Genomic DNA, 22,518 nt, shown 5'->3' on the forward strand with positions numbered 1-22,518 from the left:
AGCCGGAAGGTAGCTTCAATAAAAAGAAGTTGCCTTTTGCTTTTTACATTTATTTACAATTCGCAATGTTTAGTAAGTTCGCCATATCACAGTTACTACATTTTGTTCGTCAATTATATCCTACAATATATTCTCAATATTGCTCTTAATAATCACAGCTGTTCCTGTTATTGTAATTAAAAACAACCGATATGATTTATATATGAATAATGTTTCCTGCACTTGCTTTTTCTAATCTATTGATTATAGAATTCCCTAACCCATTGTTATTGGGAGCTTGTATATAAATATGACTTACACTCAATTTATCACATTCTCTAATCAAATCAAACATCTTTTGTGCAGCTATATTTAACATTTTAAAACTTCCTAAACTATATATATGTTGATAGTCCTTAAAATCGTTTAAAAATTCTTGAAAACAAATTACAACATCATTCTCATTTGCATTTTCTTTAATCCATTTAGAAGTTTTTACATAATCTCCTTCAACCAATGTTAGTGGTGCATCTGGTGCATAGTGTTTATATTTCATTCCTGGAGCCTTTGGAATTTCATTTTCTTTCACGCTTAATAAATCCTTTTTATATATAAGATTTGGAATTACATTACATATGTCATCCAAGCTTATTGCTCCTGGCCTTAGCAGTATTGGGGCTGGAGTAGACATATCTATAATTGTTGACTCTAACCCAATTGAACACGACCCTCCATCTAAAATACAAGGAATTTTTCCATTTAAATCATTGTAGCAATGCTCGGCACTAGTAGTTGATGGCTTTCCTGATAAATTTGCAGATGGAGCTACTAATAAAGTTCCACTTTCTTTAATTATAGCCCTTGCTATTTCACTTTTTGGGAATCTAACTCCTACAGTTTTCATTCCTGCAGTAATTGTATCTGAAATGCAATCTTTCTTATTAAAAATCAAAGTTACTGATCCCGGCCAAAAAGTACCAAATACTTTCTCTGCTTCTTTTGAAATATCTTTGCATATGTCATAAACTTGTTCCAATTTATATATATGTACCAATAATGGATTATCCTGTGGCCTTCCTTTAACTTCAAATATTTTTTTTATTGCATTTTCATTAAAAGCATCTGCAGCTAATCCATAAACGGTTTCTGTTGGAATTGCAATCACTTCACCATTTCTTAGATACTCTGCACCTTTTACAATATTTTTATAATTAATATTTAAATCTTTAACATTTAATATTTCTGTTTCCATAGATAAACTGCCTCCTATTTGCATAATTTGTTTTCAAAATTAAACTTTTTTCTATCTTATCTAAATTGGTTGTTATTTAAGATAGTCATTCCAATGATAATTCAGATTTAAATGCTATTATGGCATTTCCTGAGATTCTAATTTCTACAGGTTCTTTATTTTCTATCTTTACCTCAACGTCGATGATACCTGTTCGTTTTATAGTTTCACCTTGTTTAGCTTTGAATCTAAATAAAGAATTATTATGATTAACTAATTTGTGATGAACCAGATATGCACCCAACGGACCATTTGCATTACCAGTTACAGGATCTTCATTAATGCCTATCGCAGGAGCAAACATTCTGCCATGTACTAAAATATCAGTATCTTGAGTATTAACTGTAAAAACGTAATATCCATTACACTTAATATCGTTGCTCAATTTAGAAAGGGCATCATAATTTGGTTTCATTTTATTTAAAGTTTCAATGTTTTTTATACCAATCATAACCTTAGAATGACCTGTTGAAACTACCTGTATTGGATAATCTTCTAGTAAATCCTTATTACTTATATTCAACGCCAATGTAATATTTTTTATATTTATCCCATCAATAATCGATCCAAATTCAATCTTACCTTGTGTCATAATAATTTTATAGTCATCCTTTTCTTTTACTATATCAACAGGTAAAATTCCAGCACCAGTTTTATGATAAACCCTAGAAGTAACAAGCCTGTTTTCAATTGCACGGGCATAGTGAGCCGCAATAGTTGCATGTCCACAAATTGGCACTTCATTTGTTGGGGTGAAAAACCGTATGTGAACATCATACTCATCATTATTTGAAGATAGAATAAATGCTGTTTCAGAATTATTAAGTTCCCTAGCTATTTTCTGCATTTCAGCTTCAGTTAATCCGTCAGCATTTGTTATTACTCCAGCTGGATTTCCAGAAAACTTCTCCTTAGTGAATGAGTCAATTTGGTATAAATTATATTTCCTTGTCATAATACCCCTCCTAAGACAGTATCAATTCATATGACACAATCTGTCTATTTCGTCTGCTCTCTCAAGTAATGTTGCAATTGTTTATTACGAGATTTACGAACAATGTGACTTAACTACAATTGTTAATAATTCTTATTCTTTCAATGATGTAATTTATGTTTATAATTTTCGTAGAATATATTTAGTAAAATCTTTTACTATATTATCATCAATTTGGTCTAAAACTTTGTTTTTTAAGAGCAATGTTAAGATTAGCAACCCAACAAAAATATTAATATATACATCTTTTAAGTCAAACGTGAAAAAACCATTTACTAATATGTAATCTAAACTACCGTTCCAAAAAATCTTGTCAATTAATGAACACATAGCACCAGAAAATATAAAAGCATACATGCTATTAATAGTTTTGTTAGTTCCAAATTGTTTATTTAAATATTGATAAAACAGATATATTAATATACTCATAATTGCCACTAGTGAAATATGTATATATTTACCGACACCTAATTGTAACATAGAATTAAACCATGAATAGTGCCTATTGAACATAGGCTCAAAATATAGCAAATGAGGCAATATTGTAGATCTCTTGTCAAGAAACTTGTTGTTAATTACTATTTTAATAACCTGATCTATTGCTACTAAAATAAGCACTGCTCTATATGTCTTTTTGTTTTGAATTTTCATATTTATTCTGCACCACCTAATATAATTAATTTTTTTACATCTTTCACATTTAAATAGCGCTTATTGCTATATCTATCTGAGTATCTAGCAGGGACCGCATATTCAATTTCAAATTCCGCTTTTTATTTGCTTTTTTATCAATTTCATATAAGAGGAATACCCAATCTGAAAATTTAATTTCATACCATTTGCCTCGCCGTATTATAGAATTTAGACGCAAAATATATTTTATATCATACCATGATTACCATTAATTTCATATAATCATACATAATAAACCTACCTAACTGTAGATTGCAATATAAAATGTCCGAAATTTTCACGAAAAATATAATGTTAAGTTGTAATGGTTTTCTGTTCCATCATATTGGCAGATAAACCGTTGAAAATCCTTCTTGGATAATTGTTGATCCAGTGCTGTATTTGCATAATTTGTTTTTTAGAGAATGCTGAAATATCCACACCTTTTGGGATAAATCGTCGTATCATTTTATTGATATTTTCGTTTGTGCCTCGCTCCCATGAACTATATGGGTGAGCATAATACACTTTAGTTCTCTTTCGTTTATTTCTTACTGAGTTCTCAATACCCTCGAAATCAAGGTTCTCACAGCCGTTATCACAGGTGATTGTTTTAAATGTTTTTGAGAATAACATTCCCATTTTACGCTCCAATTTGTCCAATTCTTTCACGACAGCCGCCTGTGATTTAGATGGTATTTTAAAGACTAACTCCTTACGAGTTACTCTTTCACTTAACACCATTAAGACAGTTTTTGTACCCTGTTTGCCAACTACAGTGTCCATTTCCCAATGGCCTATCTCATCACGTGCAGCTACCGCTGCAGGTCTCTCCGATATGCTAGTTCCTTTGGTATTGTTATACGCTGATCTTATTTTTTTATAGTTTCTCTTTTTAGCATTCTTTTTAACAGGCAGATCTTTGTTACTTATATTTAAAAACAAATTATTATCCAAATAGTTATACACAGTTTTGAAGCAAATAGTTGTTTCAAATTGTAGATTTTTATTTGTGATATTTTGAATAGCTGCATACGGAGATTCGCCATCTATACCAATAGCTTTTTCTAAGTACCTCACCAATTTGTGATCTTTTCCTATTTTTAATGCAGGACCTTTAGCGGCACCTTGTTTGTCATGCTCTGACTGCCCAATTTCTGCGCTATATTCCATTCGAGTGGTTAAGTCACTATTCAATAGTTCTACAATTCCTTTAGCAATTTCACGCCTTATTGTACGTTCTGAGCGCCCACCTATTTGCTCCGCAATACGAGTTGAATTAAGTCCCATTTTGTGTAAAGCTTCTAACTTTATGCGTTCCTCGTATGTTATGTGTTTACCTTTTCTGCTCTGTGTGATAAAATCTAATTGACTCATTTGAAATCCTCCCGTATATGTTGGTTTAGTCACTTAACATTATACAAGAGTATTTCTCTTGAGTCTTTATTTTTTTGTTACTCTTCGGTCATTTCATTATACAACTTACCATAAACCTACCTAACTGCCCAGGTGCCCTTCTATTTATCTCTCTCCTTAATGATTAAAATAACATATTAATCACAATTCATAATATGAGAAACTAATAAAATATATAATGTGTACAGGCTATATTATTTCAGTAATTGATAGTCTGACATCTAAATTTTAAATAATATCCACCTACAAGTACCCATCTCATACTTTAGCTCATATAACTTTTCAGCTCCGTCAATTACACTCTGACACTTATAAATAATCATAATATTACCTGCCAATTTCTCAACTCACCTTTCTTAAAACATTTGCTTCTATAACTTTGTTACATTTTTTCTAATTTACAAATCTATAAAATTAACACATTCTTTAATAGCCTGCTTTCTAATTACAAAAAATAATCCAACTTGGATTAAAACTACTAATAAGGATAATCCACAAGCAAATAAAAATGATATATTGGGGAACGCCCAAGCATTAGTATCCATCATTGACTTAAATATAAATAAAGTGATAATAGTTCCTAGTGTTACTGGAATGAAGTATATTAAAGCAACTTGCTTTGATATAATTGACTTTATCTTAGTTTTTCTTACTCCAAGGAATGTAATATTTTTATATACTAACTTATCCTGCCACATTGTATTTAATATCTTAAGACCAATTGTCATAATTGCTGAAACAATTGCGATTATAGAAATATATAGAGTAAGCAATAGATAAACAGCAAAATCAGATATGCTACTATTAACGTTGTGATATCTTGAATATGGAATAAATGACCACAATCTATTTGCCTCAAAACCATTTTCCTTATACACCTTATATTCATAATTTACTGGTTCGTTTGGTCTTTGTGCTCTTATTCTATCAAATATAACCCCGGTGCTATAGTTTGGACACCATTTCCCTCCGCTAGCATTAACTATTGAATCAAATAATGCATTACTAAAACCACCTGTTTCCTTCCAATTTGGTGTATTGAATACATAAGTTGTAAATATATACTCTTTTTGCATTTCGCTTCGCAGCTTATTAAACAAAGCTGTATCTATAACGTAAAAACTTTTTCGTTCAAATTGCGTATCTTGATTCATAATCTTATCAATAAATTTTATTCCTTTATTATTAAGAGTGAATTCTTTCTTGGTAGTAGGATTTAGTAGTGTTATAGGCCCAATAGATTGTGATCTATATTTACTTGAATCACTGTTTTCGTCAGCAGATATAATATTAATATAAGACCCTGGCTCAATATCAAAATCTTTGCCAGTAAGGTTACATACTGTTTCTTCACTTACAAAATTGATAGGGCCCCATTCATTATATTTTTTAAAGAACTCACCTAAAATGACCGTATCAAACTTCTTGAAATCCTTAAGTCTAACATTATTATCTTTTGCTAATTTTCTTATATCACTTTCATTAAAATCTCCTTGTTGGAATCCTACTTTAACCATATAATCATAGGGATCAACATAGATTGTACTTAAAATACCCGATATCATTGGAACAGAAGTAAAAGCAACACCGAAAATTCCAACTCCAATTAGAATAGTCGAGACAAATAATGGTAAAGTATATTGTTTTCTCTTTGATTTTATCAAATTAAAAAACACAATGTTTTTGTAATAATAGCTAGGACTAATTTTTTTAAACAAAACACCTATGGATGTAATCTGTACTATGAATAAATACAATCCAACTAAAGATGCTATTAAAAAATATAGCTTAGTGCTTAAAGTAAATAGAATTATCCCTGCAGGTATCATTACTATACCAACTAAACCCAAAACGAAACTATCACCTTTATTATCATCGACCTGTTCTTCAGCCTTAAGTATCTTTATTATGTCTATCTTTTTGATATACCTTGAAGTTAGTACTCTAGTAATAATCATGCATAAAATTGAAAATAAAATTGCAATAGCCATTCCAGTCCATCCAATAGAAAAAGCTGTTTCTTCTGTTTTTAGAAAGAAGGTTAAAACAGTCCAGCTTAGCCATGAAATTAATATTGAAAAGAGTAATCCCAATAATGTAGCTGTTAGGAAAATTATATTCAGCTCTTTTATAACAATTTTGCATACATTTTTACGTCTGATTCCAAGAGAAATGAAAACACCTATTTCCCTTGACTTATATCTTATAAATAACGAATAAGCATATATTACAAATACAAATGTTCCTATTACTGTAAATGCAAACATGCTTAACGTAATTTGTTGCGTCGAACCATCATCCGTGAGTACTTTGGTAACTGTTGGACTAAATTGGAGAATTCCATATCCTCCAATCATTGCAACTGCAAATATGATTGATGAAATAAACAAAGCGTATTGCTTTATGTTATTTTTAAATAATTTTTTAGCAATAGTGTTAAGCGTCATAAGTCTCACCATTTATTCCTTTCATAAAATTTAAAATATCATTTAAAAATTCTCTAGGAGGTGTGTTTCTAACTAGTTCTTTGACAATTTGTCCATCCTTTAGTGCCACTACTCTATCTGAATGAGATGCTGCAAAAGCATCATGAGTAACCATAAATATTGTTGCTCCTAGATTTTTGTTTGCATCTATAAAAGTTTCTATTACTGCTGAACTTGACTTAGAATCCAAGTTTCCTGTTGGTTCATCTGCCAAAAGAACTAAGGGCTTATTCGCAAGTGCCCTCGCTATTGCAACTCTTTGTTTTTCTCCACCTGATATTTCGTTAGGATATTTATTTTTTATCGTTTCTATTGTGAAATTTTCCATAAGATCTTCTGTTCTTTTCATCATTTCCTTCATATCCTTACTGGCAATAATTTGGGGCAGAAATATGTTTTCAATTACTGTAAGTCCATTAATCAGCATATAATCCTGAAATACAAATCCTAATTTATTCTGTCTCACATCTGCAAGCCTATCCTCATTAATATTTAAAATATTTACTCCATCCAAAAGAATTTGACCCGATTCTGCATGTATAAATCCTGATATACAATTAAGTAGTGTGGTTTTACCACTACCAGACGGCCCCATAACAGCCACAAATTCGCCTTCATTAACTTTCAAATCAATATCCCTAAGAGCAATATATTCACCCCCCTTTGATACATAAGTCTTCTTTAAACTCTTTACTTCTAACATTTTTTCTCCTCCTCATTCTATATTATAAGGAAATATTAGCATGTTAATATGCGAAGTTCAATCTCATAAATTGAGGTGTTGTAACGCTTGGTAGTTATTTTGTAACGTTTGGTAATGTTTGTGGAAATCTCATAATTAACGCTGTATAAATTGTAAAATACTACTGTTAAATCATGTTATAATATTATTAGAGTAAATTTAGAAAGATTTTCTTAAAAGATTGGAGGAACAACATTTATGTTACAAATCGCTATATGTGAAGACGAATTTAAACAAAGGAATATGCTAAAAAATATTCTGGCAGGCCAGATTAAAGAAAACAACCTTGATGCTAAAATAAACGATTATGAAAGCGGAGAACAGCTTATAAATACCATAAAAAACAATTCATATAAATTTGATATAATATTTTTAGATATTCAAATGAAAAAGATATCAGGAATAGATACTGCCAAAATAATCAGAAAAACAAATAAAATTGCTATAATTATTTTTGTAACAGGACTTATGGAATATGTATTCGAAGGCTATAACGTCAGAGCCTTCAATTATATACTAAAACCTTTTAAAATTGACAAAATAGCTAAGGTATTTAAAGAAGCTCTCGATAGTTTGGATATGATAAATAGTGATGTGTATATAATAAATTTTAAAGATAAAACTCATAAAATTAACTTTTTGGATATTGTGTATTTTTTTAGTGATAAGAGGATTATTAGACTAATCTGTAAGCAGGGGGAATATGAATTTTATTCAAAGCTTGATGATGTAGAAAAAGATCTTATTAATAGAAATTTTATACGCTGTCACCAAAGATATTTAATAAACTTAACTAATATAAATAGCATTGAGCAAAATCATGCTATTACTACAATTGGATACAACGTTCCAATAAGTAGAAACAGATATAAAAAAACTTTAATAACGTTTGCAAAACAAATACTGAGGTAGGGTGCTTTATGAAGATAATTGCAGTTATTATTCCAATCATTATTTTAATTATTATTTCGTTTATAGAAACAATTATTTTATTTAAATTACTTAATGCATTTTTAACGAAAAGAGACTCGAAAATGTTTTCTGCATTAAATTTTTTTGCCTTATTTGTGATGTGTATGATACCTATTATGTCAGGAGATATCGAAAATATTATATATTCATTTGTTATCTACTTGATTATAGGATTAATCTTTTATAAAGACGTAAAAATAAAAAGGATTTGTGCCGTGTCCATGGTTTCAACTATCTCTGTAAGTGTGAAAATGTTGGCTGCTAGAATAGCTTCTTTTTTCCCAATCTACAAATATAGATTTAATGACATAATTGAATCTTCTTTAAGAGTTCTGATTTTTATTTTAATATATTTTGCTCTTTATAAGGTTGTATTATGGGCTAAAGAAATTTTATCTAGCAAAATATGGGCACTCATATGTATTATGTCTTTAGCTACCTTCATCTCCATTGTTTTTAGCATTGTTCCTTTTATATTTAAAGTAACCACCTTTTACAACCTCATTGTCATTACGATAATGACTTTATATATTTTTGGCATTATTGCTACGTTTTATGTTATTAAAGAAATTGCTTTAGGTTCCGAAGCTGACTCCTTAAATAAACAATTAGTAATGCAGATGGAACATTATATGGATATAGAAGAAAATCAGAATATCACAAAGAAAATATTGCATGATATGAAAAATCACTTAGGGGTTATAAACTCATTTTTGTATGAGGGTAACATTGAAGATGCAAGGCATTACTTAGGCAATGTGACAGAAAGTATAAGCTCTATGTCAATTCATACATTTTGTGAGAATAAAGTAGTAAATTCAATTTTGAATAACAAACACAAAAAGCTTATTGATTTAGGTATAAATGTTAACATAAATATTTATGTTCCTGAGCAATTAAATATTTCTCAACCAGATTTATGTAGCATATTCTCTAATACTATTGATAACGCAATAGATGCATGTTCAAAAATACAAGATAAAAACTCCAGATTTATAAATATTAAGTCAAATACAGATAAAGGATATTTTGTTTATGAGGTTGAAAACTCAAAGATAAATCAGATAAAAGTAAATGGCCTGAGATTTATCACTAATAAAAAAAATAACCTAATACATGGATATGGCGTGGATATCATTAGAACTGTGGTATCTAAATATAGCGGGGATATTGATACAGAATATACAGATAATACTTTTAAAATAACACTTTTTATAAAGGTGTAAAGATTTTTACTAATATTTAAATAACCATCTGTTGTTGTGTGAATTCTTGCACAAAATGCCTTTGCCAAGAGCTATAGCTTACAATGTGCCTAGCATGACTTATTACATTGAAAGTATTATATCTACCTTGGTTTTAACAAAATAGCAATTTCAATAAACTTTATGGCTATTAGTTAGCGTTCGTCTGTAGTATACTCTAAATTAACTAATAAAAGAGCAAAATTTTTGCTCTCAATTTTAAAATATAAGTAAATTGCAAACTAGAAATGCCGTAAATTTTATGTCTATAGTAATTAGTTATATTCATTCACATTTTATAGATCATCCATTTACAACTTCTAACTTCAAATTTAAGTTCATATATTTTTTCTATACCTGCTATAATACTTTGACACCTAAATACTAACATTTCATTTCCAGCCAATTTTTCCTTATCCCTGGTTATGACCCTGTCTACTTTCACTACAGAATTGGAGTCATCTAGATTTTCGAATCTAAATTTCAAAGGATGAATAATACCCTTTTTATCAAACCAACAAATCATTTCGATAGGTTTTGCGATTATTTTCATAATAAATTACACCACCATTATATATTTAGTTTTCTCCATATATAAACCAATATTGTACAAAACTATTAATTGCTAAATTCCTTACCATTTCTATAGGTAATGCTAAAACCTTCATTTATTATAAACCTCCTCAAAGTATTGCGCTCATTAATGGATAATCTTCCTCACCATCTGCCATTCCACCACACATACTATTTAGTCCTGAATGAAGAAAACAAGACCGAACTACAGCTTTTGGCCCATATTTTAATCTTATTTTATCAACGGTATCATTTATCTTTTTATCTTTTTCATAATCAAAACTATCTAGTAACGAACACTGATAAAACTCATTACTACAAAAGTCTGTGATATGTATCCCCAAGTGTCTTATTGGATTACCTTTCCAAACATTATCAAATAAATAGCATGCTATTTCATATATTTTGCGAGTAGAGTCAGTTGCTACAGCTACTTTCTTTTGACGAGAATAAAATATTAAGTCGCTACCCCTAACGCTTATACTTATCACAGTACAACAATTGTGTGAATCTCTTAAACGCATGGAAACTGTTTCACATAAGGATAGTAATACTTTATGAGCCGTGTCTTTATCTTCCACATCAAAAGCTATTGTTGTAGAATTGCCTATACCCTTCACTTTAATATAATTGCTCTTGCGGACTTCTGAAAATTCGATGCCATTGGCATAATTCCAAATAACTTGACCGTGACTCTTAAATTTATTCTTTAAAATATCTAAATTATAATTTGCTAATTCCCCAATAGTATTAATATTTAAATTGTGCAATTTAGGTGCTGTCGCTCTACCTACCATAAATAAATCTTCAACAGGTAATGGCCACATTTTATCTTTTATTTCATTTTGGAAAAGTGTGTGAATTCTATCTGGCTTCTTAAAATCTGTTGCTACCTTTGCAAGCAGTTTGTTATTTGATATCCCTATGTTCACTGTAAACCCAAGCTCATTCTTTATCCTCTCTTTTATAGTTTCAGCGAGTTTCAAATAGTCAGGATATAAATGTTCCATATTAGAAAAATCTAAAAAACTTTCATCAACTGAAAAACGCTGAATAATTGGAGTGTATTCTAAAAATATTTGATGCATAGCCTCGCTACATTTCATATATAATGAATATCTTGGAGGTACAATTATTATTCCAGGACACTTAGCCCTTGCACTATATAACGTCTCTCCTGTGTGAATATCAAATTTTTTAGCAGGCATTGATTTAGTTAAAACAATTCCATGCCTGCTTTCTTCATCTCCGCCTACTACAGATGGTACTGTTCTAAGATCTAACTGCTCACCTTGTTGAAGTCTATACGCAGCTTCCCATGATAGATAGGCACTATTTGCGTCAATATGAAATATTAATTTACTCATAGCATAAATCATCTTCCTTTTTATTAATCTTAATTTACTCATGTTAGAACATCAGTTCGTTATATTTATTATATACTACTTGCTTACTTTTTAAAAGCAAATTTGGGGTAGCATACGCAAAAATATTATTTCGTAGTTAATGAAAATTTCAGATTATTTTTATAATCTCAAGTTTTAAATTCTTATGTAGCCATTTAATATTTGGTTAAAATCATACATTCTTTTTTATATCCAATTTACGGCAATAATAGTATAATTAAATAATTGTATTTGTCGCAACAGTCAATTATTGTGAAGTAAACATTATTTATATAATGCGTGGATAAATCCGAATTGTTGGGAGAGATGTACATGAATATTTTAGTAAGTGCCTGTGTAATAGGCCAAAACTGCAAATATAATGGCGGAAATAATTTGAATAGAAGTGTAGTTGAATTTATACAAAGACATACTGTGATTGAAATATGTCCTGAACTGCTGACAGGTATGAAATGCCCAAGGGCATGTGCTGAGATAGTAAATGGCATTGTAATGTCTGAGAATGGTGAGAACGTAGATGCAGAATATCGCAAAGGGGTAGCCCTTGCAATGGAGAAAATTAAGGGACAAAAGATAGATTTAGCAATATTACAGTCAAGAAGTCCTACTTGTGGTGTAAATACTATCTATGATGGGTCTTTTAGTGGTACTTTAATTGAGGGGCATGGTTTATTTACTGAAGCCATCATTGAAAAAGGTATTAGGGTAGTAGACTCCAATAACTTTTAAGTTTACTCAATTCGTAAGTTACTACTTATCGAAATGAAACAGGTTATGAGCACAACCTTAGCTAACAATTTGTTTTTATTCATTTAATATTCCCCTATTGGATATGTTGCATTCGCATTATAACATACATAAATTAAAAATTATGCCGAAATATGAAGTTTAATATTTGTGACAGCTTGGATAACCGAATGGTATAATATTCCTATGAGTTGCGCCAGATTAGTAAAAAATGACGAATTAATTATAGAATATTTTATTCATATAGAAAGAAAAGGAGAAAAATTAAATGGAGTTAAGTACAGAACGTTTAAAAATTATACCTTTGACACTTCATCAGTTTAAATTATTGCTTGATGGAATTGATAAAATGGAGAAGGAGTTAAAATTAAGTGCTTCAAATGAATGTTTAGATGGAGATACTCAAGAAGCCATGGAGGGATTATATCAAGAAGCTGTAAAAAATAGAGATATATATTGTTGGTACACAAATTGGCAGATTATTTTAAAATCAGAAAATAAGGCTATTGGTAGTGCTTGTTTTATGAAATGTCCAGATGAAAATGGTGAGGTTGAAATAGGATATGGTATCAATAGTACCTATCAAAATAATGGATATATGACCGAGGCCGCACAGTCTATTTGTGAATGGGCTATTTGTCAACATGATGTTTCTATTATCATTGCAGAAACAGAAAAAGACAATATTGCTTCACACAGGGTTTTGCAAAAATGTGGAATGGAAAAATTTAAGGAAACAGACGAGGAAATTTGGTGGCGCATGAAAATTGCTGAATAATTTAATCTTTAGTCAACATACTATATGTTCTTCTTAAATTACGTCATAACCGAATGTACGATTTTAACTAAAACTTTACATTTTAAAAATTGCATAAAGCATTGATATATAAAGGCTTGTAGCTTAACTAAAGCCTTTTTTATTATTGTACATTTGAATGTACTGAAGCTAAATAATTTCCATTTTTTATATTTTTGAATGAACTTATTTTTAACTTTAAAATTATAATTGAACAACAAACCCTTTCGTATATCCATCTATATCAGAATCAATAAAGATTTTCCCGCCGTGCTTTTCTACTATTTTTTTCGTTATGGCTAATCCTAGTCCACTCCCTTCTTTGCTGTTTCTGGATTCATCCCCGCAAATAAATGGATTAAAAATAGCTTTCTTCATCTCATCGTCAATATTTTCTCCGTTATCTGCCACTATAATTTTAATCCCATCGTCTTCTTCCAAACGAATAGCCACTTTACTTCCCGGTTTATTATGTCGATATGCATTTATAATTAAATTAGAAATTGCTCTAGAAAACTCCACATTGTCTAAATTTAGTTTTATAGGTTTTTCCGGTATTTCTATATTTATTTCGATGCCCTTTCCCTCAAATTCATTATAATAAAGTGCTATTGTCTCTCTAATAAGTCTTCCTACATCCAGTTCTTGCAGGTTCATTTCAAAATCCAGCCCATCAAGTTTCGCGTATTGAAACATTAAATCTAATAATTCATTTACCCTTTTGGATTTTCCATAAATCGAATTCAAGAGTTCCTTTTTTTCTGTTTCATCAACCACTTCATCATATAATGCTTTTGAAAACCCCATGATGGTTGTAATAGGTGTCTTTAAATCATGAGCTATACTGGCAAATAACATATTCCTCTCTTGATTATACCGTATGTTTTCTTCTTTAATTTTCTTACTAATCAGATGAACAAATAGAATGACACCAATAACAAGAACTAAAATAATTGCAATAAAGTATAAAATTAATGCTAATCCCATTATATGTTCATCCGTTATATTAGCAGCTACAGTATTAAATACGCTTTCGATTATAGAGTTCAAAAACGCCATTGCCACTGTAAGTGCAATGAATATATAAGTTAAATATTTTTTCAATGTTTTCATATTATTTCTCCAATCTATATCCTAAACCACGAATTGTTTTAATTTCTTCTTCACCAACCTTATTTCGGAGCTTACTGATACATACCCGTATGGTGTTATCATCAACTACATATACTTCCCCCCAACCACATTCGAAAAGTTGTTCTTTGGTAAACACTCTTCCCGGAGACTCCATAAACAATTTTAGCAGCCTGTATTCTACGCAGGTCAGATCGATTTGTGCTTCTCCCTTGAATAATATGCATTGATTTGTATCTAAAATTAAATCTCTAACTTTGATTTCTGAGGTATGTTCCTTCTTAATCTGATTTAAGCTATAAAAACGCCTTAAATTTGCCTTTACCCTAGCGGTCACTTCCATAGGATCGAAAGGCTTTGTAATATAGTCATCTGCGCCAAGCCCTAAACCAAATATTTTATCGGCTATTTCAACTTTTGCTGATAAAATCATAATTGGAATATTGTTTGTTTTTCTAATTTTTTTAATCAATTCAAATCCATTCATTTTAGGCATCATAATATCTACAATAGCTAAATCTATTTCATATTCATTTAGTAAATCCATAGCTGTCATTCCGTCATAGGCCTCATATATTTTAATGTCATCTTTTTCAAGATATAAACGCAAAAGTTTTATAATATCTTTTTCATCATCTGCAATTAAAATTTTATACATTATGGAGCCTCCTTAAATTGTATTCATTACATTTAATAATACCATTCTTCTGTCCCCAGTTGAAAGATTATTTTTCCTTTTTAATCCAAAAACTACTGAAATAACAAATGTAATCACAAAATAAAAATCTACTTCAATTCTTCTTTTCTAAATTTAATATATGCTACAAAAATACTTGCAAAAATTGTAACTACAGATACAACTACGGTTCTCAAAATATCACTTCCGCTTAATTCACCAAAAATTAAGAATGACTGCCCCATTGAGGTATACTGCAATACTTTCATAACTTGTGGATTTAAAATAAAAGATTGTGTCAAACCGTACCAAACAAGAATTACTCCTACATTTATTCCTATCGATAACCCAATACTTTTAGCAAAAAACGAGATTGGTATACAAACACTCATAGTGGCAACATTTACTAATATTACCAATAAGACAGTTCGGAGCATAACCAAAATAATATTACCTGTTGTTATCGTGCCAACTCCGAGTATTCCAGTCATTGTTACAGTCGCAATCAATATAGGACATAAAATAAAAATTATCAGCGCGGTATAATAACCTAAACATTTACTTATTACTATCTTAAACCTGCTATTACCAGCCATAACTGCACTTTGAATCATTCTTTCTAGAAACGCTGAGGTAAAATAAATTCCGGCATAGACAGATCCTGCAAGATACAAAGTTGAAGTAACAAAATAACTAGCACCCATAAATCCATCAAATCCAGATTTCACACCATCGGCCATGCCAATGCCAATATAACTGGCTCCTACTAATAACATAAGGATAAATGTACCTATAAATTTCCCCGATTTAAACAATCCTCTAAATTCCCATTTCAAGATTCTGCTCATTCTTATTTACCTCCCAACAAATCAATATAATATTCTTCAAGATTTTCTCCTACTACTGTAAATCTAGTAACTAAAATTCCACCATCAAATAATGTCTTTGCAACATTTTTAACATCATCTATACAATCATAAAGTTTAATTGTATCCTCTGATACTTTATAGTTTTCTGTTTCTAATTTTTTCCTAATTATTTCAGTAGCTTTCAGAACCTCATCTGTTTCAATAATAATATGTTTTTTACATTTATCGTTCAACTCTTCTAATGTCAGTAACTCCACAATTTTACCTTTATGAATAATAATATAATCAGTTGCAAGTTGGTATAATTCAGTTAATATGTGACTAGAAATAATAATTGTAATACCGTATTCTTTATTTAGTGATTTTAGCAGCTCTCTTATATCAACCATGCCCAATGGATCCAAACCATTTACTGGCTCATCCAAAATGAGAATCTTAGGTTCTTGAACCATGGCCATTGCAATGCCAAGCCTTTGCTTCATACCAAGTGAAAAATCCTTCACTTTCTTTTTCTTTACATTTGCAAGGCCTACTTTTTCTAATAATCGAGGTCCAATATTAGCATTTTTCTGTCCATAAAGCATACATTGCATATTTATATTGTCAGCTGCCGAAAGAGAATCATATAGAATAGGCTTTTCAACTAATGTTCCCATTTGCCTCCGTACGGCTTCTAACTGTTTTCTCTCTGCCATCCCTAAAATCTCAATTTCTCCTTCCGTAGCTTCTGAAAGACCTGCTAATATCCTTATGGTAGTTGTCTTTCCTGCACCATTTTCTCCTATAAACCCATATATTTTTCCTTGTTCAATTGTAAAAGAAACCCCATCTAGTACCTTCACATTATTATAGAATTTAGTTAAATTATTTACCTTTAATATACATTTACTCATTTATAATCCTCCATTATATTGTTGGTTATTTTTTATTTACCATTGGCTTTGTTATATTTAGTATGAAGTAAAAGCCTTTCTGTAAAGTATGAAAAACATTAATATAACATTAAAAAAAACTAACGCCTTTTTATCAGCGTCAGTCATATCAGAACATATAGGTTTATCTTTATTACTTTGCTTAGCTAATACTCATTGCTCATATTATTACTAACTCCATATATCAGCCTCTTTACTTTTTGAGCGATTAATTGTTGAAAAATCCACCCTTGAGAAAACATAGGTTGATAATAGTAAAAACACGATCCCAAAAATGATTACAATCGCCATGCTAATAAGAGGTGTAATTACAAAATCCCCTATTTTAAAAGCAAGCTGTTCCGCAACCATTTGATCGGTTGTTAAAGACGTCTTTTCCAGTATGATAGTTCTAAAAAATGCTGTTGTATATGTCATTGGATTGAGATAAGCAACATATTGCATTGTTTTTGGTAACATTGAAAGCGGAATATATGCGCCACAAAGGAATGTCATCGGCATTGTTATCGCCGTTATTACAATTTGAAAAGTTTGTGAATTTTTAACCAGAGCTGCTAAAAACAATCCTAACCCCGAAAACACAAGTCCAACAACAATCATCACGCAGATTACCGCAAATGGTGTTATCCAGGATGTGAATTTAAGCCCTATAAAATAACCAATCATTAGAATAATAATACCCTGCATGGTTGCTATTGTTGCTGCTGATAATAGCTGACCGGCGGCAATCTGAATTCTTTTAACAGGACTTACTAGCACCTCCTTCATAAATCCCGAAACAATATCTTCAATTGTACTTGTCGCAATAGTAAGGGAAGTTTGAAAGACGGTCGTTATTACAATACCTGCGAGCATATAGTTTACTGGATTTTGAATATTGTCATTTTTAAATATCGAACTAAACACATATAAAAAGAAGAATGGCATGATAATCGTGAAAACAAGCTGAACACGATTGCGAACAAAAATTTTAATGTTTCTAAACCATAAAGCTAATATAATATCCATAAATTTCTCACTTCCTTATATCTTTTCCGGTAATTTCTAAGAATACATCATTCAATGTGCCTTTTTTAATTTCCAAATCCGTTATCGACTCTTTCTGCTGACTTAATAACTCCATCAATTTTGGTATACTATTAACTTCAATCGAATAATAACCAGTTTTTTTCATGTATTTAAACCCCGCAGTGTCTAGCAGTGCCTCAAGACCTTGCTCGTCACTAGTTGTAATATTTGCTTTATCCTTTGTATATTGCTGTTTCAAACGATACGGAGTGTCCATTGCAACTATTTTACCACCATCCATAATGGCAACTTTGCTGCAAATTTCGGCCTCATCCATGTAATGCGTAGTTAAAAAAATAGTAATATTCTTCTCCTTTTGAAGCTTTACAATATAATTCCATATATGAGCCCTTGTTTGAGGGTCAAGACCTGTGGTTGGTTCATCTAAGAACAATACTTTTGGGTAGTGTAGTAGCGATCTGGCTATTTCCACACGACGTTTCATCCCGCCGGACAGACTGCTTACCATTGCTTTTTTCCACTCCAGTAAATCCACTAAATTTAAAACAAATTGGATACGCTCTGTGACTTCACTTTTGGGTATACCATAAAAATGACAATGCATAATTAAATTTTCAAGAACGGTCATTTTATTATCCAATGTCGTTTCCTGAAAAACAACCCCAATAACACTTCTAACATCATCCTTTTCATGCGAAACGTCTTTTCCGTCAATAGTCAGGGTTCCTGATGTCTTATCAAATATGGTACACAGAGTATTGATGGTTGTGCTTTTACCTGCTCCATTTGGACCTAAAAACGCAAAAATGCTTCCCTCTTCTACCTCGAATGAAACATTGTCGACTGCTGTGAATTTATCATATTTCTTTACAAAATCCTTAACTTCTATTATGTTTCTCATGGTATCACTCCTATCAACTGAATAATTACAAAACTAACATAACGAGCAGATACACAATGCTCAAAGCGAAATTTGCTTCGCTTACATGATCTGCTTTCCTATCTAAAATTATACCGATAATTCGCCTAAATACAACTTATTTTATAAAAAGTATAGCCCTTACATATTTCCATGTGGATACATCATATTCACTCACCTCATATTTTTAAAACATAAATAATTTTTACTTTTAAAGTATATCATAGACACTATATTATTCAACCTCTAAAATCTCCTATAAATTCTATCCCACTTTTCTGCTCCAAAATTTTGCCCTACAAAAGACAGTCCTTTAACTTTTTATTTAGTGAAAAAATGTTATAATTATAGAGAAAGAATAAATGAAATGTTCGTTTAGAGCATACCCTTACGTAGGGTTATTTGTTTTTAGATTAAAATGGAGGTAATACACATGGAAAACACTAAACTAAAAACGAAGATTTTAAGACCTACCTTTGATAGCGATTTAGATATCCTAGAGTTATCTAAAGAAAACATAGTGGATGAAGCTATATTTTCTTATGGAAAAATTAGTGATTGCTCTTTAGAAAACCATAAAGCAGACATGGTAAATTTTAAACAAGTTATATTTAAAAAAGTTATTTTTAATAAAATAGCTTTTAGACGTATAGAACTTATGGATGTGAGATTTGAAAATTGTGATTTATCAAATGTAGATTTTAATGAGGCTTCGTTACATAGAGTAGAATTTGTAAATTGTAAGATTATTGGTATTAATTTAAATGAAGCTACCTTGAGAAATGTGATTTTTGAAAATTGTAACGGTCAATTTGCTTTTTTTAGTTATTCTAATTGTAAACAAGTCGCATTCCTTCAATGTCAATTACGCTCTTCCGATTTTCAAAATTCAAAATTTTTAAAAGTTGAATTTCAAGAGTCTAATCTACTCCAGGCTCAATTTAATTTTACAAGTCTTAAAGGAATAGATTTTACCAGTTGCAATCTTGAAGGTATAGGAGTAAACATTGCTGATGTTAAGGGCGCAATAGTTACCACTATGCAAGCCGTTTCTATATCGAGCATACTAGGTCTCATTGTTAAATAATCACCTTTATTTATCGAGTGCATGCAAAAGGGATTTCCATATTTAGAAATCCCTTTTATATGATGTTTTTTTGAAAAAATTATTTTCAACTTTTATAAAATACTAAATACATAGCATTTCTATCACTCTTATTTCAAACTAAAAGGCATCGTATATTTAACATTTCCGCTTAACACTGGAGTAATATTTAAATCTTGTCTTACCTCTCCGCAAATGATTACCTTTATATTTTCAGGCTTCCAATCATCTCCCGGAGCGGTATATATAGCTTTTCTTAACCATGTATTTGTAATAGTATCTGCATTAATAGTTTTAGGTAAAGTCAAATTATAGCTGTCTGTTTGATTTCTTTTAAAATCATTCCCCGGATTGTCCAAGGGCAATTCAAATTTTTGCCCATCCTGTGTTTCAATGCCAAAGTAAACATAATCGTCTGTACTTGCATAATCAAAGTCTGCTGTTTTAATAACAACTTGTAATTGATTAAAGTTAAGTGATGCTGCTGGTATAGTATTCGCTGCTTCATTTATAAACCTATATAGGAACATTGCTATACTTTTTTGAGAATTTGGTAGTGCTTCTCCTAGCGAATAATCCCAATCTGCATATGAGTTAGACATAGTAGATTTGGAAAAATATAATGATTTTGAAAGCTTTCCCCAGTAAGTATTGTTTTTTGTAATCCAATTTGAAAAATCAGCCGTTGTAATAACGTTTGCATATACTGGCTGCTTAGTTGTTCCATTCATTGTATTAAGAAGGTATTTCCCTATGTTATTATCAGCATATGTCTCATATTTGACATGTCCTGCGCTATCTACCGCCGTAATATTCGCAGCATGATAAGGGCAGTTGATATCTTCTAAGTAGTGAATAGCTTGTCCAAGTAGATTTGAAGCATTTTGGTAATTCCCCTTTTTCCATTCATTTAAAGCCAATGCTGAAAATTTTCTACTTTGACTGTCTGCTGTTTCTGTAACCGTATAACTAGTATACCATGGCGCCGTATGAGTAAAATTATATCCTGTATCTGGATCCCAGAAGTGGTCTTGATACAAATCATATCCATTTGGATCAAAATCTGGGTAAGTAGACCCAACTTTCAAGTCATTAATATATTGATTTAAAAGTTCTACATTTTCTTTTACTTTCTGTGGTTCACCTGGATCTAAGTCGTTATTTAACATTTCCATTGCTTGATCCGTAATCACTGCATGAGTTCCTGTTCCATCCTTATTACCATTCCAACCGTAAGCTGTACCTGTCATAAAAAATGTTGCAACTGTAAAGATTAATATAATCAAATGTTTTGTTTTCTTCATAATTACATTTCCCCCTTTTCTACTTTCATTATTTTTATAAGTAAATCTACTAAATTATCTTTGATTTACATATTTTCTTTTGGAAAGTTTAATAAATTGTTTGATTCGAAATTAAATATTGCCTCTTTTATTACAATTATACATATTTGTGTAAAGGTTTAAATAGAGTTTGCATGATTGGTTGTTGAAATGTCATAATCGAATATTTCTTTGTAAATTTATGGGTAATCTGTCTGTCATTTTATTAATAGGGCAATATTCAGTATAAATAAATTTTCTTCTTCTTCTATTTGTATTAAACCATCATATTTGTTTACTATGTAATTTATATTTTCAAGTCCGAACCCATGGTTTTCCTTATCGGGATGTGTTGTTTTATGTTCCCCTGTCCCCTCCTGTGTTGCTTTGTTTGTGCTATTGGTAATTTTAATGATTAGATGTACTTTTTCTATATACATTTTGATTCGAATAAACTTATTTCCATTTGCTATATTTTTACAAGCTTCTATGGCATTATCTAGTGCATTCCCTAAAAGTATAGAGATATTCACAGGATCTATTTTAATATTTTTAGGTAAATTTATATCTATATACAATTCAATTTTTCTTTCTTTTGCGATAGATAACTTGAAATTTAACAGTGCTGCAATAATAGGAATATCTATGTTTAGAATAGTATTAATTTCTGATGTTTGATTTGCTAGTTTTTCAGAATATTCTTTTGCGACATTTATTTCTCCTGTCTTTAAAAGCCCGTAGATACAACTGATATGGTTGTTAAAGTCATGTCTCTGTGCTCTTAATGTATGAATTAACTCTTGTATATTGTTCATATAAAAGATCTGCTTTTTATATTCTATTTCTTGTAGAGACCATTCTACCTCTTTTTTTGAATAGATTAAAATTTGCTGGATAATTTTCATGATAACAAAACTGAAAAGTATTATACAGAGGGTAATGAATCCTATAAAAAAATTAGTTTTAAAAAAAGATTTCCCCTCATATATATTAAAAAAAATAGAATTGAAAAATATATTTATCATTAAAACAATAGTAATTTGGTAAATAAGAATTTTCCTAATATAAGAAGTACTCACTTTAAATTGTATAAAAAATAACATGACTATTCGGGTGGTCACTGCACTGATTACTCTATATATGTTTTTTTGCACAAGAAGACCTGGAGAAACGTGAAATACCATACTTGTAATAATAACACCGAGAAAATCAAAGGT

At 30.4% G+C, this 22,518-nt stretch carries 21 protein-coding genes; 5 read left to right on the plus strand and 16 right to left on the minus strand.

Features of this window, described 5'->3' with window-relative positions:
• Positions 1 to 196: 196 nt before the first annotated feature.
• The 6 genes from ACWJJT_RS05445 to ACWJJT_RS05470 all read right to left on the minus strand — a co-directional run bounded on the left by ACWJJT_RS05445 (position 197) and on the right by ACWJJT_RS05470 (position 7,541).
• A complete protein-coding gene (locus ACWJJT_RS05445) occupies positions 197 to 1,231 on the minus strand; it encodes an L-threonylcarbamoyladenylate synthase (RefSeq protein WP_462956305.1) in 1,035 nt (344 codons plus the stop codon).
• A gap of 85 nt (positions 1,232 to 1,316) precedes the next feature.
• The gene (locus ACWJJT_RS05450; protein WP_462956306.1) at positions 1,317 to 2,225 is read right to left on the minus strand and encodes a PhzF family isomerase; all 909 of its coding nucleotides are present in this window, start codon (positions 2,223 to 2,225) and stop codon (positions 1,317 to 1,319) included.
• Positions 2,226 to 2,384: 159 nt separating this feature from the next.
• Positions 2,385 to 2,915, minus strand: coding sequence for a signal peptidase II (locus ACWJJT_RS05455; RefSeq protein WP_462956307.1), 531 nt, complete (start codon positions 2,913 to 2,915; stop codon positions 2,385 to 2,387).
• A gap of 336 nt (positions 2,916 to 3,251) precedes the next feature.
• The gene (locus ACWJJT_RS05460; protein WP_462954875.1) at positions 3,252 to 4,313 is read right to left on the minus strand and encodes an IS30 family transposase; all 1,062 of its coding nucleotides are present in this window, start codon (positions 4,311 to 4,313) and stop codon (positions 3,252 to 3,254) included.
• Between the two features lie 437 nt (positions 4,314 to 4,750).
• Entirely contained in the window at positions 4,751 to 6,811 is a 2,061-nt protein-coding gene (locus ACWJJT_RS05465; RefSeq protein WP_462956308.1) for an FtsX-like permease family protein, read from the minus strand.
• On the minus strand, positions 6,789 to 7,541 hold the full coding sequence (locus ACWJJT_RS05470) for an ABC transporter ATP-binding protein (RefSeq protein WP_462956309.1): 753 nt from the start codon (positions 7,539 to 7,541) through the stop codon (positions 6,789 to 6,791). Before ACWJJT_RS05470 ends, ACWJJT_RS05465 begins: the two co-directional genes overlap by 23 nt.
• A gap of 237 nt (positions 7,542 to 7,778) precedes the next feature.
• On the opposite strand from ACWJJT_RS05470, the gene ACWJJT_RS05475 reads away from it, so the two are divergent.
• Positions 7,779 to 8,492, plus strand: coding sequence for a LytR/AlgR family response regulator transcription factor (locus tag ACWJJT_RS05475; protein ID WP_462956310.1), 714 nt, complete (start codon positions 7,779 to 7,781; stop codon positions 8,490 to 8,492).
• An 8-nt stretch (positions 8,493 to 8,500) separates the two neighbouring features.
• Positions 8,501 to 9,778: a sensor histidine kinase gene (locus tag ACWJJT_RS05480; RefSeq protein WP_462956311.1), complete on the plus strand. Its 1,278-nt coding sequence runs from the start codon at positions 8,501 to 8,503 to the stop codon at positions 9,776 to 9,778.
• A gap of 307 nt (positions 9,779 to 10,085) precedes the next feature.
• Here ACWJJT_RS05480 and ACWJJT_RS05485 read toward each other — a convergent pair whose 3' ends face one another.
• Together ACWJJT_RS05485 and ACWJJT_RS05490 are read right to left on the minus strand one after the other, a co-directional pair.
• Positions 10,086 to 10,349, minus strand: coding sequence for a hypothetical protein (locus tag ACWJJT_RS05485; protein WP_165414698.1), 264 nt, complete (start codon positions 10,347 to 10,349; stop codon positions 10,086 to 10,088).
• A 130-nt stretch (positions 10,350 to 10,479) separates the two neighbouring features.
• On the minus strand, positions 10,480 to 11,736 hold the full coding sequence (locus ACWJJT_RS05490; protein WP_462956312.1) for a DNA polymerase Y family protein: 1,257 nt from the start codon (positions 11,734 to 11,736) through the stop codon (positions 10,480 to 10,482).
• Between the two features lie 351 nt (positions 11,737 to 12,087).
• Between ACWJJT_RS05490 and ACWJJT_RS05495 the strand changes: the two genes are divergently transcribed.
• Positions 12,088 to 12,504 (plus strand): 2-thiouracil desulfurase family protein, encoded by a 417-nt coding sequence (locus ACWJJT_RS05495; protein WP_462956313.1) that lies wholly within the window; start codon positions 12,088 to 12,090, stop codon positions 12,502 to 12,504.
• A 286-nt stretch (positions 12,505 to 12,790) separates the two neighbouring features.
• A complete protein-coding gene (locus ACWJJT_RS05500) occupies positions 12,791 to 13,300 on the plus strand; it encodes a GNAT family N-acetyltransferase (protein ID WP_462956314.1) in 510 nt (169 codons plus the stop codon).
• 222 nt (positions 13,301 to 13,522) lie between these two features.
• Here the strand turns inward: ACWJJT_RS05500 and ACWJJT_RS05505 are convergent, their stop codons facing one another.
• From ACWJJT_RS05505 to ACWJJT_RS05530, 6 genes are all read right to left on the minus strand, one after another.
• Positions 13,523 to 14,431, minus strand: coding sequence for a sensor histidine kinase (locus tag ACWJJT_RS05505; protein ID WP_462956315.1), 909 nt, complete (start codon positions 14,429 to 14,431; stop codon positions 13,523 to 13,525).
• A gap of 1 nt (position 14,432) precedes the next feature.
• Positions 14,433 to 15,107, minus strand: a complete 675-nt coding sequence (locus ACWJJT_RS05510; RefSeq protein ID WP_462956316.1) for a response regulator transcription factor — start codon at positions 15,105 to 15,107, stop codon at positions 14,433 to 14,435.
• 128 nt (positions 15,108 to 15,235) lie between these two features.
• Complete coding sequence (locus tag ACWJJT_RS05515) at positions 15,236 to 15,973, minus strand: hypothetical protein (protein WP_462956317.1); 738 nt, start codon at positions 15,971 to 15,973, stop codon at positions 15,236 to 15,238.
• Positions 15,974 to 15,975: 2 nt separating this feature from the next.
• Positions 15,976 to 16,887, minus strand: coding sequence for an ABC transporter ATP-binding protein (locus tag ACWJJT_RS05520; protein ID WP_462956318.1), 912 nt, complete (start codon positions 16,885 to 16,887; stop codon positions 15,976 to 15,978).
• A 210-nt stretch (positions 16,888 to 17,097) separates the two neighbouring features.
• Positions 17,098 to 17,934, minus strand: coding sequence for an ABC transporter permease (locus tag ACWJJT_RS05525; protein WP_216303827.1), 837 nt, complete (start codon positions 17,932 to 17,934; stop codon positions 17,098 to 17,100).
• 7 nt (positions 17,935 to 17,941) lie between these two features.
• Entirely contained in the window at positions 17,942 to 18,856 is a 915-nt protein-coding gene (locus tag ACWJJT_RS05530) for an ABC transporter ATP-binding protein (protein WP_216303826.1), read from the minus strand.
• Positions 18,857 to 19,307: 451 nt separating this feature from the next.
• Between ACWJJT_RS05530 and ACWJJT_RS05535 the strand changes: the two genes are divergently transcribed.
• Positions 19,308 to 19,961: a pentapeptide repeat-containing protein gene (locus ACWJJT_RS05535; RefSeq protein WP_220286638.1), complete on the plus strand. Its 654-nt coding sequence runs from the start codon at positions 19,308 to 19,310 to the stop codon at positions 19,959 to 19,961.
• A 128-nt stretch (positions 19,962 to 20,089) separates the two neighbouring features.
• Here ACWJJT_RS05535 and ACWJJT_RS05540 read toward each other — a convergent pair whose 3' ends face one another.
• Positions 20,090 to 21,283 (minus strand): phospholipase C, encoded by a 1,194-nt coding sequence (locus ACWJJT_RS05540; RefSeq protein WP_462954071.1) that lies wholly within the window; start codon positions 21,281 to 21,283, stop codon positions 20,090 to 20,092.
• 236 nt (positions 21,284 to 21,519) lie between these two features.
• Entirely contained in the window at positions 21,520 to 22,116 is a 597-nt protein-coding gene (locus tag ACWJJT_RS05545; protein WP_462956319.1) for a sensor histidine kinase, read from the minus strand.
• Positions 22,117 to 22,518: the final 402 nt, after the last annotated feature.

This window comes from Clostridium sp. CM041 (assembly GCF_055081035.1).